The organism is Vibrio sp. SCP2 (assembly GCF_059295395.1).
Genome location: NZ_JCAFVV010000001.1, coordinates 731649 through 745198, shown reverse-complemented (window position 1 = coordinate 745198; position 13550 = coordinate 731649). Strand labels below are relative to the sequence as shown.

General features: G+C 46.9%; 14 protein-coding genes. All 14 read right to left on the bottom strand.

The window, feature by feature from the left end; genetic code table 11:
- Nucleotides 1-137: 137 nt before the first annotated feature.
- The 14 genes from AC5O63_RS03585 to AC5O63_RS03520 are packed head-to-tail and all read right to left on the bottom strand — an operon-like array spanning nucleotide 138 to nucleotide 13544.
- On the bottom strand, nucleotides 138-1361 hold the full coding sequence (locus AC5O63_RS03585; RefSeq protein WP_494503947.1) for a beta-ketoacyl-ACP synthase: 1224 nt from the start codon (nucleotides 1359-1361) through the stop codon (nucleotides 138-140).
- A complete protein-coding gene (locus tag AC5O63_RS03580) occupies nucleotides 1358-2083 on the bottom strand; it encodes a 3-ketoacyl-ACP reductase FabG2 (protein WP_171320555.1) in 726 nt (241 codons plus the stop codon). The genes AC5O63_RS03585 and AC5O63_RS03580 overlap by 4 nt, the downstream gene beginning before the upstream one ends.
- Nucleotides 2080-2544: a hotdog family protein gene (locus tag AC5O63_RS03575; RefSeq protein ID WP_494503946.1), complete on the bottom strand. Its 465-nt coding sequence runs from the start codon at nucleotides 2542-2544 to the stop codon at nucleotides 2080-2082. The genes AC5O63_RS03580 and AC5O63_RS03575 overlap by 4 nt, the downstream gene beginning before the upstream one ends.
- On the bottom strand, nucleotides 2537-3724 hold the full coding sequence (locus AC5O63_RS03570) for a beta-ketoacyl-[acyl-carrier-protein] synthase family protein (protein ID WP_494503945.1): 1188 nt from the start codon (nucleotides 3722-3724) through the stop codon (nucleotides 2537-2539). The genes AC5O63_RS03575 and AC5O63_RS03570 overlap by 8 nt, the downstream gene beginning before the upstream one ends.
- A 21-nt stretch (nucleotides 3725-3745) precedes the next feature.
- Complete coding sequence (locus tag AC5O63_RS03565; RefSeq protein WP_494503944.1) at nucleotides 3746-4357, bottom strand: DUF3261 domain-containing protein; 612 nt, start codon at nucleotides 4355-4357, stop codon at nucleotides 3746-3748.
- Complete coding sequence (locus AC5O63_RS03560) at nucleotides 4354-6705, bottom strand: MMPL family transporter (RefSeq protein WP_494503943.1); 2352 nt, start codon at nucleotides 6703-6705, stop codon at nucleotides 4354-4356. Before AC5O63_RS03560 ends, AC5O63_RS03565 begins: the two co-directional genes overlap by 4 nt.
- Nucleotides 6677-7285 carry a LolA family protein gene (locus tag AC5O63_RS03555; protein ID WP_494503942.1) on the bottom strand — a complete coding sequence of 203 codons (609 nt, stop codon included), beginning with the start codon at nucleotides 7283-7285 and terminating at the stop codon, nucleotides 6677-6679. The genes AC5O63_RS03560 and AC5O63_RS03555 overlap by 29 nt, the downstream gene beginning before the upstream one ends.
- A complete protein-coding gene (locus AC5O63_RS03550; RefSeq protein ID WP_494503941.1) occupies nucleotides 7282-7731 on the bottom strand; it encodes an acyl-CoA thioesterase in 450 nt (149 codons plus the stop codon). The genes AC5O63_RS03555 and AC5O63_RS03550 overlap by 4 nt, the downstream gene beginning before the upstream one ends.
- Nucleotides 7731-9284 carry an HAL/PAL/TAL family ammonia-lyase gene (locus AC5O63_RS03545; protein WP_004744625.1) on the bottom strand — a complete coding sequence of 518 codons (1554 nt, stop codon included), beginning with the start codon at nucleotides 9282-9284 and terminating at the stop codon, nucleotides 7731-7733. The genes AC5O63_RS03550 and AC5O63_RS03545 overlap by 1 nt, the downstream gene beginning before the upstream one ends.
- A complete protein-coding gene (locus tag AC5O63_RS03540; protein WP_494503940.1) occupies nucleotides 9265-10977 on the bottom strand; it encodes a glycosyltransferase family 2 protein in 1713 nt (570 codons plus the stop codon). The genes AC5O63_RS03545 and AC5O63_RS03540 overlap by 20 nt, the downstream gene beginning before the upstream one ends.
- A gap of 1 nt (nucleotide 10978) precedes the next feature.
- Nucleotides 10979-11338 (bottom strand): ApeI family dehydratase, encoded by a 360-nt coding sequence (locus AC5O63_RS03535; protein ID WP_239824031.1) that lies wholly within the window; start codon nucleotides 11336-11338, stop codon nucleotides 10979-10981.
- A gap of 6 nt (nucleotides 11339-11344) precedes the next feature.
- A complete protein-coding gene (locus AC5O63_RS03530; RefSeq protein ID WP_494503939.1) occupies nucleotides 11345-12721 on the bottom strand; it encodes an AMP-binding protein in 1377 nt (458 codons plus the stop codon).
- Complete coding sequence (locus tag AC5O63_RS03525) at nucleotides 12718-13287, bottom strand: COG4648 family protein (protein WP_494503938.1); 570 nt, start codon at nucleotides 13285-13287, stop codon at nucleotides 12718-12720. Before AC5O63_RS03525 ends, AC5O63_RS03530 begins: the two co-directional genes overlap by 4 nt.
- Nucleotides 13287-13544, bottom strand: a complete 258-nt coding sequence (locus AC5O63_RS03520; protein ID WP_171320567.1) for an acyl carrier protein — start codon at nucleotides 13542-13544, stop codon at nucleotides 13287-13289. Before AC5O63_RS03520 ends, AC5O63_RS03525 begins: the two co-directional genes overlap by 1 nt.
- Nucleotides 13545-13550: the final 6 nt, after the last annotated feature.

Sequence of the window (13550 nt, the reverse complement as noted above, 5' to 3'; positions counted from 1 at the left end):
GCCAATCTCATTTCATAAAGATTGTGCGCAAGTGCATAGAATTATTAGGGAAACGGGAAACGGGAAACGGGAAACGGGGGAGGAGGGCGAAGTCAGCCAAGTCACGGTTGGACTTGGCTGGGAAAGAGACCCTAGGGTTAGATCTTCTTAAAGATAATCGATGTGTTGATGCCACCAAAAGCAAAGTTATTGCTCATCAGGTATTCAACATCAAGTTCGCGACCGTTGCCGGTAATGTAATCGAGATTACCACACTGCTCGTCTAACAAGTCTAGGTTTAGTGTTGGGCTAAACCAACCAGTATGCATCATTTCTAGGCTCAACCATGCTTCAATGGCTCCACAAGCACCAAGAGTATGCCCGAAGTAACTCTTAAGCGAACTGATTGGCACTTTACCTAGCGCATTTGCGGTAGCGTTACTTTCCGCAATATCACCCCGATCTGTCGCCGTACCATGAGCCGAAACATAGCCGATTTTTTCCGGTTCGATTCCCGCATCTTGCAGCGCCATTTCCATACAAATCTGCATGGTTTCCATCTGTGGTTGGGTCACATGGGCGGCATCGCAGTTACTGGCAAAGCCAATGATTTCTGCATAGATTTTGGCACCACGTGCTTTAGCATGCTCGTACTCTTCAAGAACTAGAGTACCAGCGCCTTCACCAATCACTAGCCCATCACGGTGAGTGTCGTAAGGACGAGGCGTACTTTTCGGCGCGTCGTTCTTTAAGCTGGTGGCAAATAGAGTATCAAAGACCGCAGATTCGGTTGGGCATAGTTCTTCACCGCCCCCCGCCACCATGACCGTTTGGTAGCCATGTTTAATCGCTTCGTAGGCATAACCAATGGCTTGGCTACCCGAAGTACATGCGCTGCTGGTTGGGATTACACGCCCTTTTAAACCAAAGAAGAGGCCGACATTCACTGCGGCAGTGTGAGGCATCATCTGAACATAAGTCGTGGCGGTAATAGCTCTGGTTGATTTCTCGTTGAGCATCACACCAAATGCACCAACAGCGTCGGTACTGCCTGTCGAAGAGCCGTAAGCAATACCGGTTTGACCATTGGTAAGCACCTCAGCGCCGATTAATCCTGCTTGCTCTAGTGCGTTTTCAGTTGCCACCGTCGCCAAGCGAGACACACGCCCCATACCGCGAACTTGCTTGCGTTTGTAATGCTTAGGCAGTTCAAAGTCATCAACAGGCGCTGCGAGCTTAGTGTTAAGACCATCGTACTGCTCGTAAGACGGCATGTATTGAGTGGCGTTTTCGCAGGCTCTTAGCTTAGGCTCTACAGATTGCCAGTCGTTACCAAAGGCGGTAACGCCGGACATACCAGTGACTACGACGCGTCGACTCATACTAAACCCCCGTTAACCGAAATGACTTGGCGAGTTACATAGCCCGCGATGTCAGACATTAAGTAGCTGACTAGGCCTGCCACTTCTTCTGGCTCTCCCATGCGGCGCAACGGAATCTGAGGCATTGCGTGCTCTTTAACATGGTCATCAACCATACCGGTATCAATAAGACCAGGCGCGACACAGTTAACAGTGATTTTACGTTTAGCCAGTTCTAGCGCGAGAGATTTTGTTGCACCAATAACACCAGCTTTTGCCGCGCTGTAGTTGGTTTGCCCACGGTTACCCATTAGGCCAGATACAGAAGCTAGTGTAACGATTCTGCCACCTTTGCGTTTTTGTACCATTGGCATCACGCATGGGTGGAGCACATTATAAAAGCTATCCAAGTTTGTGTGGATAACACCATCCCACTCTTCTTCTGTCATTGCAGGGAAGGCGGTATCACGGGTAATGCCTGCGTTGTTAACCACACCATAATAAGCACCATGTTGTTCGATGTCGGCTTCTAGCTTAGAGCGGCACTCTTCGCGATTGCTGATATCGAACTGGATTAGACGGCCGCTGCCACCGTTTTCCTCAATGAGGTTCAATGTGTCCTGAGCACCTTGCTGATCGCCCATATAATGGACGGCAATGGTAAAGCCATCTTTCGCTAATTGAACGGCAATCGCTTTACCGATTCCTTTACTTGCGCCTGTCACTAAAACTTGTCGGGTCATTGTTGACTCCTGATTTTCATTTCTTTTAATTTTTCTTCAGATGGTACGTAAACATTCAATTGGCAGCTCGCCACGGTTTGCTGCTCGAATTCGATACGCGCAGTGAACACGGCCATTCCGTTATCTTCCATCATTTTCTCGGCGTATACATCGAGTATTTGACCTTGATTGAAATGGTCACAATGAGACGTGTAACGGCGACTGCCAAGAAGAAATCCTATTGGCGGTTCTTGGCCTTGTTGCATGGCATGGTAACCAGACCAAGCTGCCACTGATTGAGCCATAAACTCAATACCGACATATGCAGGAATGGTTTGTGACTCGGCGTTGAAGAACGGATTCTTATCACCAATATCCACCTGACAGTGAATGGTGTCTCGTTGAATGTCTAGCGCACGATCAATAAGTATCATGGGCTCATCATGGGGCAGTAGCTGCCCAACTGAAGGGTAGTTAGTCATGGGTGTAACCAAAAATTAGACTAATGTTGTTACCACCAAACGCAAAAGAGTTACTTAAAATGGCTTTGCCTTGCAGTTTGGTTTGAGTTTCAACCAGTGAAACTTCTATGTCTTCTGCTTTGTTTTGGCAATGCTGAATCGGTAGTGGTAAATCGTGTTTTAAAATGTGCCAAGCAATCGCGGCTTCGGTAGCACTGGCAGCGCCCAAGGTGTGGCCTGTCAAAGGCTTGGTTGAGCTAACAGGCACGTTGTTTAGGAACAGCCTATGGATGGCTTTGCTTTCCATGCTGTCGTTGAGTGGGGTCGCTGTACCGTGTGCGTTGACGTAGCCAATGTCAGCGGCAGTTAGCCCTGCATCGTCAAGTGCTTTCTGCATCGCTTGCTCAGCACCAACACCTTCAGGGTGAGGTGCAGAGATATGGTGAGCATCAGAGCTATCCCCAGCACCAAGCAAGGCAACCTTTGATGGTGTTTTGCCCAGCAGCATTATCGCCGCTGACTCACCGATATTGATGCCATCACGATTCTCTGAAAATGGCTGACAAAGGTTCTGGGATAAAGCTTCTAAACCGTTAAAGCCATTTAATGTTAGGCGGCAGATCGTATCAACGCCCCCGACAATGACGGCATCCACCAATCCACTGCGCATTAAGCGCTGAGCAGTAATAAATACTCGCCCACTAGAAGAACAAGCGGTTGAGATGGCATAACAAGGTCCGGTAATTCCAAAGTAGGACGCGACAAAGTCACTGGTATTACCTAACTCTTGTTTACGGTAGTGGTATGAATCGGGAAAGTCGCCACTATCTAACTTTTGCTTGTAGGCAATTTCGCCATCGGCAATGCCAGATGTGCTAGTGCCGATAATCACAGCGATACGTGATGCACCATATTCAGCAATGGCATTTTGGACTGAACCCTCAATTTGCTTAAGTGCAGAGAGAGCTAATTGGTTATTGCGAGTATCAAATGCGCTTAAGTGCTTAGGCAGTTCGGGCAGATCAGCTTGCACGCGACCGACTATGGTTGAGGTTTTTGTATTAAGTATATGATCATCTCGCACCATGTTTGATGCGCGTTGACCGGACAGGCACTGATGAATCTGAGAGTCTTCAGATCCCATTGCAGAATGAAAGCCACAGTCTTGAATAAAAATGGGTCTTGAAACGTGTGTCAGCATGATGGCTATCTATGGTGTTGTCTAAACTTTATTAAATTGCAGTGTTTTAATTTTAATAGTGTAGTTGTCGATTAAGTGATGGAAAACGATATCTCCGCTTAGCCTGTCCTTGTTGCTGTATTGGATATCAATGACCTTTTTACCACTATTATCGAAAATTGCTCGAGTATTATAGTTATCAATTATTCGCCACCTTACCTTATTTAATGGGGCTTCCCAAGCAGAAACGGGCCAGAGCGTGATCATCAGGTTAAATAGTACCTGTTCTGGAGGAGGTAAGACGCCCCCCAGGCCACTTAATACCTCGGTTGTGATCTCATCATCTTGATAGTTAAGCGATAATATTCGAGTGCCCCAAGATGAAAAACCAGCTAAAACCAGTTTGTCGCTACTCACTTGCAGCTGAACAGGCAGCTGCTCTGTACGTTTTTGCTCATCGCTGTTCCATGTCGCTTCAATCAGTTGGCTAGCTGTTAGGGAGTAACCTAGGTCGCTTGGTGTTGGTAAGTTAACTTGCTCCTGCTGAGTAATTTGAACAACGGGTGTAGCTGATTGAGGAGTTAAGCTACAGGCACTTACAGTCACACCAAGCAATGTGGCTAATAGCGTTTGGGATAGAAAACGTGACTTCATGATGGTTTCCTTTCTTCAATAGCCATAGGGGACAGCAACCAAGCAACGAAAATACCGCTCAACACTGTGATACCAAAACTATGAATGGCGTGTGTCTGGCTCAGTGACAGCAAGCCAAACGAGAGCAATGTGGTCATCGCCGAAAGCGTAATTGCCAGTAATGTACTTTGGCTACGCGCTTTTTCAGCAAAAAACAGAGTGTAGTCGATGCCAATCCCAATAATGAGAATAAGTGCGAGTAAATTGAACAGATTCAGTGTAGATCCTACGGCTGAAGCGGTCGCTAAACCGGCAACGCAGGCAATCAAAGAAGGCACTAAAATCTTGATTGAATGCTTGAAGCCATAACGTTTCACCAATAGCAGTGCGATAACCGTAAGCGCTGCAATAAGCAACTCCATGACTTTAACTCGATAGTCGGCAAACAAAGCTGAGATTTCTTCGGCTTTATTGAGGTAGCTAATATCACTATGGATATTGGCAAATGCCTTAATCTCTTCTGGTTGCGAGAGCTCATTGAGAACAACGACCCCGGCGACTTTATCTTCTATTTTGCCGACATAGAGAAAGCGCACTGGCTCCGAAACAGTATGCTCAAGATACTCTTGCAGCGTCACTTTCGATAGCGGAGCAGACAAACTAGGTACTTCGGATAGCTTTAACGTATCGCGGAGAAGAGTACCTTGCTGCTGATACAGGTCTTGAATCAGTTGATAGTTTTGCTCTTGGCGAGCGGCTGAACTCAGGTACTGGCTTAGGCTCTGGTAGCTTTGGATTTTACCTTCACGTTGCCATTCTTTTAGCTGTGTGTCTAAAGCTTCAAGCCTTTGCAGTAACGCTTCATCGTTGGCGGCGGTCACGACCAACATCTGTTGTGATGATTGCAGACCACTCAGTTGGGTAATGAACTCTTCCTGCTGTTTTAAACTCTCAGGCATGGCTTGAAGCTGCCTGATATCGTCATCATAGTGCAAGTTTGATAAAGGCAAGGTCGCCGCGATTAAGCAAGTTAAAGGTAGCCCGTACTTAACTGCAGGTTTAGTCCACACAGTGAGCCACTGTTGCCAGAACCATTGCCCTGGAAGCTTTCTGTCAGCACTTGGCTTAACCGCGAGCACAGGATACCAAGCGACGACAGTGGCGTAGGCGGCAATTAAACCAATTGAGGAGAACAGAGCCAGTTGTTGCAGCCCCGGGAAAGGCGCAATCAGCATTCCTAGGTAGCCGATTAAGCTGGTGATGAGCCCCATAGTGATTGCGGTAAAGATATGCTTAAGCCCTTTACGGCTGTCCCATTTTTGACCCGCGGCCAGTCGTTCGGTTAGGTAGTGGAATGCATAATCGATGGAGACGCCAATTAAGCTCGCTCCAAATACCAAGCTAAACAGATGTACGCTACCAAATATCCAAGTTGTTAGAGCTAACGCAGATAAAAGGCCTACACCAATAGAAAGAAGCGCAAGTGATAAAGGTGCTGTACTGCGGAAAACACCAACAATTAAAATGATGACGCCTAATAGCGAGAATAAACCTATGGTGCTGATCTCAGATTTGGCGCTTTCAGTACCAAATTGGGCGTAAAACAGCACTCCAGTATGGAAGGTATTGGCGCTAAACTTTTCGGTTAGCGAGTGCTCAATCGAAACAATATCTGCGACACCTTGCTGCGCCGATAAGCTATAAGGGGAGTCATTGAGTGTCGCACTGACAAGTATATATTTTTGCCCTGCAAACTCTGTAGTGAGGAAGCCTTGGTCAAGGACAAAAGCTGAGCTCAACTGAGTTAGTTGAGAAAGGTAATCTCTAAAAAGGAGGAATGGATCACTCGCGAGCTCTTGACCTGTCACACCAGAAAACGGGTTATACAGTGACTGAAGGACATGTTGGACCTGAGCTTGTGGTTGATTAGCTAACCTATCACGTTGCTCGGCAGTCAGCTGCTGGTAACGGTGATCAAAATAGTAGGCCGCCCAGTGACTTTGTTGCGCTGCACTTACTTTGCCGACGACTTCGGCAAACAGCCCTGTTTGGGTCAAATCTTGTTCCAATTGGCTGGCCGCCGCGAAGGCATGCTCATCTTTGTTGGCGGTGACAACAAACACGACTTTGTCACTTAAATTGCCGGAGACAGATTCAAAGGCTTGTTCTGCGACAGGGTCTTGCTGATTGATAGGCAGCAGCTTGAGGATATTGGTTTCAATCGGAGATTGGGCTGACCAGAGCCACTGCTTCGCAAGCATAGCAATAAACAGCATGACTAAAGCTAGCCATGCTAGTGCGATCTTTTTCGTTGTTTTTGCTTCTGCCAAGTTTGGGAGTTTAGAAGCTGAATTGCGCTTGTTCAGCATCCGTTAGACTCTCTGGTTGATGAGTTTGATTGGAGAAAAGAATCTCGGTTTTATCACCACGAATTTCTTTTAAGGTCAGTTGATCAATGTTCTGGCTTCCAACTAGGGTGATTGTTTCGAATACTGCATTTAATGGCGCTTGTTTTGGCGTCAGCGTAATCGTCCAGTCGCCGGAGGTCACCTTGAAAGCAATGTCGAACTGCTCCTGCAGTGCTTGCGTATCACCATGGAAAACCGCCAAAAACACATGGCTGAAATAAAAGGCCATTGGGTTGTCTTTTGCGGTGACGGTTTGTGGTTTTTGACCTGCAAAAGTTTGGCGCAGCTTATCTTCAGTCAGAACGAGATTAACTGGAAAAGGGATCGTTTGCTGCCAAAGTAGCCCTTGCTGTTTGCTTAATGTGAAATTGCCCTGTGAGCTAAGAGGTTGCTCGAACATTTCGATGTGGCGCAGTTGGGTGAAGTCTCCGCGAACAATTTCATGCTGTGCAAGTTGAACTTGCAGCGACTCAAGATCAGTGACTGTAGCCGATGAAAATGGAGAGACAGCAAGCAGGGCGATTAACAGCCATTTTTTCATTCGGCAATTCTCCCGTGTTGGTGCCAGTATTCTACTTTATCCGTTAGCGCCTTAGGTGAGGCAAAACACATCTCTTCCGTTTCCATTGCCACTGCGACTTGCATTGTGTGACCCTTACACATTCTTTGTCCTGACTTGCTATCATAAATGACGTAATCGACGCGCAGTCGGTTTTCCCACTCGATGAGTTTCGCGGTTACGCGGATCTCGTGGTTAAATGGAATCGCTTTCACGTACTTAACTTGAGTCCCTATGATAGGCCACATATAGCCAGAGGCATTCATTGCTAGGTAGCCGTACTCAATCTTATCCATCATCACACGACGAGCTTCTTCAAAGTAGCGGAAGTAGTTACCGTGATAGATGACGCCCATTGGGTCAGCATCTTGAAAAGAGGTGACTATTGTCACCTCAGATTCGAGCGGGAATAGGATCTCTTGCTCCATTATGACTCCGAGTACAAAGACCAGTGACGCTGTTGAATACGTGAAATAAAGTGGCGCAGATCTTTCTCCAATGGACGATCTTCTGCGACAAATTCAAACTCTCCAAGTACGGCATCGCGAATCATCTTTAGATTGTCGCTCATGTGGTGCTCATCGAGCTCATTATGACGGCGACGAATCTCTACCGCTTGAACACTTGCCAAAAGCGAAGCGGCAGCAACTTGTTCAGTCAGCTCTAGTACGCGAATACAATCACGCGCTGCGATAGTGCCCATGCTGACTTTATCTTGGTTATGACATTCCGTTGAGCGCGAGAAAACACTGGCTGGCATGGTGTGTTTTAGTGCCTCTGCTGTCCAAGCCGAGATGCCAATTTGTACCGCTTTGAAGCCATGGTTAATTGGTTTACGTTCGCCTTCGGCACCCGTTAGGTTGAATGGTAAGCCGTTATTGAACTTGTAATCCATTAGTTGCGCCATTTGGCGGTCGAGCAAGTCAGCTAAGTTAGCGATACCGGTTTTTAGCGTATCCATTGCCATCGCAATATGTCCGCCATAGAAGTGTCCGCCATGCAGAACTCGTTCGTTGTCGCCATCGATTATTGGGTTGTCGTTGGCACTATTGAGTTCGTTCTCAATCATTGAACGTAGCCAAGGCAGTGAGTCTTGGACTACACCGATAACATGCGGCGCACAGCGCAGTGAGTATCGGTCTTGTAGTCGGTCACTGTTACGCGGTGGACGATCCGCTTTTAGATCATCACGTAACCAAGCTGCGACCTGCTGTTGACCCGGGTGAGGCTTAACCGCAAACAGAGCTTCGTCGAAGTGGAAGTCATTCCCATGCATACCGACAGAAACCATGGCAGTAATCTTGGTGCAAAGTTGCGCTAAGTACTCGGCGCGTTTATAGGCAAGACAAGCCAATGCGGTCATGACGGATGTACCGTTCATTAAGGCTAGGCCTTCTTTGGGCTTTAGGTGAATAGGATCAATGCCAAGTTCGGCAAACACCTCAGCGGTAGGGCGCACTTCACCTTTGTAAAGGACATCACGTTCGCCAATTAATGCTGCAGCCAAATAAGAAAGTGGAGTAAGGTCGCCACTGGCACCAACAGATCCTTCTTGAGGAATACGTGGCGCAATATCTTGATTGATCAGAGTAACGATTTGGTTAAGCAGATCATGGGTAACGCCAGACACACCTTGCGCTAATGAGCAAAGACGCGTTGCGAGTACTGCTCTTGCTTGTTCATGAGAGAGCACCTCACCTAAACCACAGCCGTGGAAGCGAGTTAAATGCAGTGGCAGTTCGTCAACAAGGTTGGGCGGAATTGCGACAGTACAAGAATCGCCGTAGCCGGTTGTGACACCGTAGATGACGCCTTCTTCTTTCAGCAGGCGTTCTAAAAACGCGACACCGCGATCGATCTTTGCAGTGAATTCTGGTGAATTATTGAGGCTAGCATTGGCACCTTGGGCAATGGCAACCACATCTTCTATGGTTAGCGCCTGTGCGCCAAACTTAATGGCGTTAGTGTTTTGCTTTGTCATCATTCTGATTACTTAATGTCCAAAAATTGAAAAAATTATACCACTGCAAGGGTGCTTGCAGGGTGTAGTGTTGCAGGCGATTAGCATAATCCTGCACCACTTTCTCTAGTGCTTGCTGTCGCTCCTTACGAGGAAGAACGATCTTGTCGCTAAACGGTTCGAAATAGACGTCAAAGTGAGGTTTCTCACTTGAGTCATCTCTTAAGCCAAATAACAGGTAAACAGGCGCTTTGAGCACTGAAGCCAGCATAAATGGGCCTTGCGGGAAGGGAGCTGGTTTACCTAAAAATTCTGCCCGCACAGAGCGACTTTCTTTGCTGGTGGAAGTGCGGTCGCCAACAATAACCACCCACTCACCTTGCTCGATTTTTTGCTGGAGTAAAATCGCGGTATCAGGCCCCATTGAGCTGACCCGGATCAGATTTAACTCAGAACTTGGGTTGACGGCCTTCATTACGGTGTTGAAACGCTCAGCATGTTCAGTAAAGACCAGAGCGTTAATCTTGACGTGTGAATGTCGGCGGCCAAGCGCACGGCAAAGCTCGATATTACCCAAGTGCGAACCAAGGATAAGTACCCCTTGGTTATTGTCGACCATCTCTTGGAAATGTTCTTGACCGTGGATGGTCAGGTTATCGACATTGAAGTCACCTTTCCAAGCGGCCAGTTTATCCAGCATGGTATGACCAAAGGAGAGTAAATGCTGATAGCTATCTAATCCATTAGGCAAAGTGAGCGAGTGTTGCTGAGCGTAATTTTGTAGCTGATTGAGATAGATCTCAGAAGCTTGTTTCGCCTCTTTGCCAGTCAGGTGATAGTAGCGCATGACAACTTTGAGGATCAGGTTAAACACCTTACGCCCCAGCAAGCTGTAGATCGCGAGCATCAATTTGATACCAAAGATGGTGCCTTGCTCTTGTCGTTTAGACCAGTGTGCATCTTTATTGGCAGCGTTTTTGCGACGGTTTCGTGCCAGTAGGCGAGGGATTCTTGGCAACATGGCGAAGAAAAGTCGCGTGTGCATCCAACTGATTTTAACGTTATCCCACAGAGCATCAAAGTGGGAGATGCCGCCTTCAGGGTAGATAACGCGAGTTTCAATAAAATCAATTTCGACGCCTTCCCAATACATACGCACGAGAATTTCGATATCGAAATCCATTCGTGTGCCAATGTCGTACTTATCGAGCACGTCTACGGTTTTGGCAACTGGATAGGCTCGAAAGCCACACATACTGTCTTTGATGGCAAACGACAGTGTTTCTATCCAGACCCAAACGTGGGTCGCGTATCGACCATATAAGCGCGATTTAGGCACGCTATCATCGTAGACGGGCTGACCAGAAATGAGATGATTGGGGTTTTGCTGTGAAGACGCTAGCAGATTAGGCAGCGCTTCTACGTCGTGCTGCCCATCGGCATCAATCTGTACCACATGACTGTAGCCAAGCGCTTTCGCTTTGCGAATACCGGCCATGACGGCGCCACCTTTGCCCAAATTCTCAGACAGCGTGACCAGAGTAATATTGTCTTGCTCGGCTAACTGTTGAAGTGCCTGTTTAGTTTCATTATTGCTGCCGTCATCCACCACAATAAAAGGTAATGAAAAAGGTTCGAGCGATGACACCACTGCAGCGATGGTACTGCCATGGTTATAGCAAGGGATAAGGAAACAAGGTTGGTAATTTTCCACGTTACTGACCTAGCTTCATTTTACCTGAAGAGTGGATAACTAACCTCTCATCTTGTTGTGAACTGTACTTGAAGGCGAGCTTTTGCTTTGTTTCATCCCAATTCAGCGCGAGGTTTACTGTCATATCTGGCAAGATGGGCTCTTGGAATTTAATCACTTCCATGCCTTTAAAGGTCGGTGGAGTGTTTAACTGTTCAACGGCGTAATACAGCGCCCAATCGATTTGGCTGACGCCCGGCAGCAACGGGAAATCAGTAAAGTGACCACGAAAATCCAATATGTCAGCATCCACTTTAAAAGTTAAAGTCGTTTCTGAGTCTATGGTCTTTACATCTATTATCGTTGGTTTTCTTTTATCCATGTTCTTTTAATCTTGGAATAGCTTTTCAATTTCAGCGACTTGTCGCTTACCTTGACTGTTGAGCGGAATTTCATCTAGCACGCGATACTTTCTTGGAATCGCGATAGGCTCTAGCCAGTCGCGCAGACTTTTACGTAAAGAGAGCCAAAACTTTCCTTTACCAAGTCGCTCCACCTCTTGCTGGCCTGCGTTGGTTAATACTATGACTGCGCAAAGTGTTAAACGGTTCCCATCTTGCATTGGAATGACCGCGCTTTCTTCAATGCAATCTAATTGTTCCAAACGTTTTTCCACTTCAACCAAAGAAATACGTTTTTCTTCAATTTTCACGACTCGGTCAGTACGCCCTTTTAGATCAAAGGTCACCTTATCATGGAAATGGCATTCATCCGCTGTCTGATACCACTCATCGCCTGCAATGTGCGGAGCGCGCAATCTTAGACAATTTTCGCTATTTAGCTCTGCTTCTACACTCGGAAACAACTGCCAAGGTGTCGTTGCCTCTTGTTGTTGTCTAAATGCAATCCCTCCGGTTTCTGTACTACCGAAGACTTCAATAGGAAGATGAGTAAACAACTCATTGCTGTGTTTGGCTGCACTTAGGGGTAAGGGACCGCCCGAGGAGAACACACAGCGTAGTGGCGAGCTAGAATGCTCTTCTGTCAAACGCTTAAGTAAGGCAGGGCTGCTAACCAAGACAGTATTGTCATCCGCGTGGTGGACAATTTGTTCTGGAAACTCAAGATTGAACTGTGCAAACGGCCTACCTGCACACAAAGGCCATAACAGGCGAAACAGTAAGCCATAGATGTGTTGGTGAGATACGGTGCTTTCGATACGTGTATCTACCAAGGTTTGTCCCCACAGTGACTCTAATATTTCAATTTCAGTTGCAAGCTGTAAAAGCGTTTTGTTGATCGCTTTCGCTTTACCGCTAGAGCCGGAAGTGAACAAGGTTATCGAGATCTGTTCGAGTGATAACGCATCAAAGGAAACTTCTTTGATCGTCCCGCGTGTGTTGTGATTGATCTTTAATGCTTTCAGTTCGTTCGCTACCACGACTTGCTCATCATGGATAACGAGATCGAAATGTTCATTAAGCTCCGCAATGGCTTGAGTTTGGTAATTACCCGGTAGGATGATTGCTTTACTAGCATAACAACTGGCAAAGAAACTGACCGCAAATAGATAGCTGTTACCAAAGCACAGAGCGACGCGCTTTGCAGAATGTTGCGATAGCTGCTGAGAAAACTCAGCCACATCTTGTTGAAACTGACCCCATGTAATAGTTTCGTTTGACTCGAACGCCACTGGCTTTGTACTCAAGCGCGATGCGTTCATAAGCGAAGCAAGCGAAGTAAATTCGGGGTTAACTAGGTTCATTTTGATGAGTGATCCTTACGAATAAACTGACGCACAACCCACTCAATTGCAAACAAGCTGCCAGCAAAAATGTAGCTGATCAGCCCGTTATATAGTGTCCAAACTTCGATAGGTTGGAAACAGCTATATAGGGCAGTCAAACCATTGAGAACAAAGAATAGACACCAAACCATGGTGACTTTACGCGTGTAATCAACACCGCTTTGAGGTAGGTCGGGTTCTTGAAGGCGTGCCAAGCGCTCTATGATGGTCTGGGGCTGCTTCAAGCTAGAAGCAAACACAACCAGCATACATAAGTTGACAACGACGGGATAGAACATCAACCAGCCATGTTGTTTGAATAGGATACCTAATCCAACGAGTGAGATACCCGTAACAGCGGTAACTTGCGCGACGTATTTGAGTTCTTTTAGTTTGGTACGATGTACGGACAGGAGGCGTGCTCCCAAGGCGGCGATCAATAGAATCCCCACCATGGAAAGGCCGTATTTATCTATGCCGAAGTAAACGGCGAATGGATAAGCGAGCAGGACAAGTGCAGACAGAACTGTCAGCAGTTGGCGCATTAGGCTTCCTTAAGAAGCTCAGTCACTGCGTTAACCACGTCTTCGACAGTACGCACAGTACTGAACTCAGCGGGTTTGATTTTTTTGCCTGTCACGTTCTGCAGGTGAACTACTAGGTCAACAGCGTCAATGCTGTCTAAATCAAGATCTTGATACAAGTGCGCTTCAGGCACGATATCCGCAGCATCAATCTCAAATAACTCTTCAAGTGCGTCCTTTACTTGAGCAAATACCTGTTCTTTATTTACATCTGTCATGGGTGT

What these genes read in the sequence shown, in the direction of transcription:
- AC5O63_RS03575 (WP_494503946.1), bottom strand. Translation starts at nt 2,544, where the DNA reads ATGACTAACTACCCTTCAGTTGGGCAGCTACTGCCCCATGATGAGCCC.
- AC5O63_RS03520 (WP_171320567.1), bottom strand. Translation starts at nt 13,544, where the DNA reads ATGACAGATGTAAATAAAGAACAGGTATTTGCTCAAGTAAAGGACGCA.
- AC5O63_RS03565 (WP_494503944.1), bottom strand. Translation starts at nt 4,357, where the DNA reads ATGAAGTCACGTTTTCTATCCCAAACGCTATTAGCCACATTGCTTGGT.
- AC5O63_RS03530 (WP_494503939.1), bottom strand. Translation starts at nt 12,721, where the DNA reads ATGAACCTAGTTAACCCCGAATTTACTTCGCTTGCTTCGCTTATGAAC.
- AC5O63_RS03585 (WP_494503947.1), bottom strand. Translation starts at nt 1,361, where the DNA reads ATGAGTCGACGCGTCGTAGTCACTGGTATGTCCGGCGTTACCGCCTTT.
- AC5O63_RS03535 (WP_239824031.1), bottom strand. Translation starts at nt 11,338, where the DNA reads ATGGATAAAAGAAAACCAACGATAATAGATGTAAAGACCATAGACTCA.
- AC5O63_RS03550 (WP_494503941.1), bottom strand. Translation starts at nt 7,731, where the DNA reads ATGGAGCAAGAGATCCTATTCCCGCTCGAATCTGAGGTGACAATAGTC.
- AC5O63_RS03555 (WP_494503942.1), bottom strand. Translation starts at nt 7,285, where the DNA reads ATGAAAAAATGGCTGTTAATCGCCCTGCTTGCTGTCTCTCCATTTTCA.
- AC5O63_RS03570 (WP_494503945.1), bottom strand. Translation starts at nt 3,724, where the DNA reads ATGCTGACACACGTTTCAAGACCCATTTTTATTCAAGACTGTGGCTTT.
- AC5O63_RS03580 (WP_171320555.1), bottom strand. Translation starts at nt 2,083, where the DNA reads ATGACCCGACAAGTTTTAGTGACAGGCGCAAGTAAAGGAATCGGTAAA.
- AC5O63_RS03560 (WP_494503943.1), bottom strand. Translation starts at nt 6,705, where the DNA reads ATGCTGAACAAGCGCAATTCAGCTTCTAAACTCCCAAACTTGGCAGAA.
- AC5O63_RS03545 (WP_004744625.1), bottom strand. Translation starts at nt 9,284, where the DNA reads ATGACAAAGCAAAACACTAACGCCATTAAGTTTGGCGCACAGGCGCTA.
- AC5O63_RS03525 (WP_494503938.1), bottom strand. Translation starts at nt 13,287, where the DNA reads ATGCGCCAACTGCTGACAGTTCTGTCTGCACTTGTCCTGCTCGCTTAT.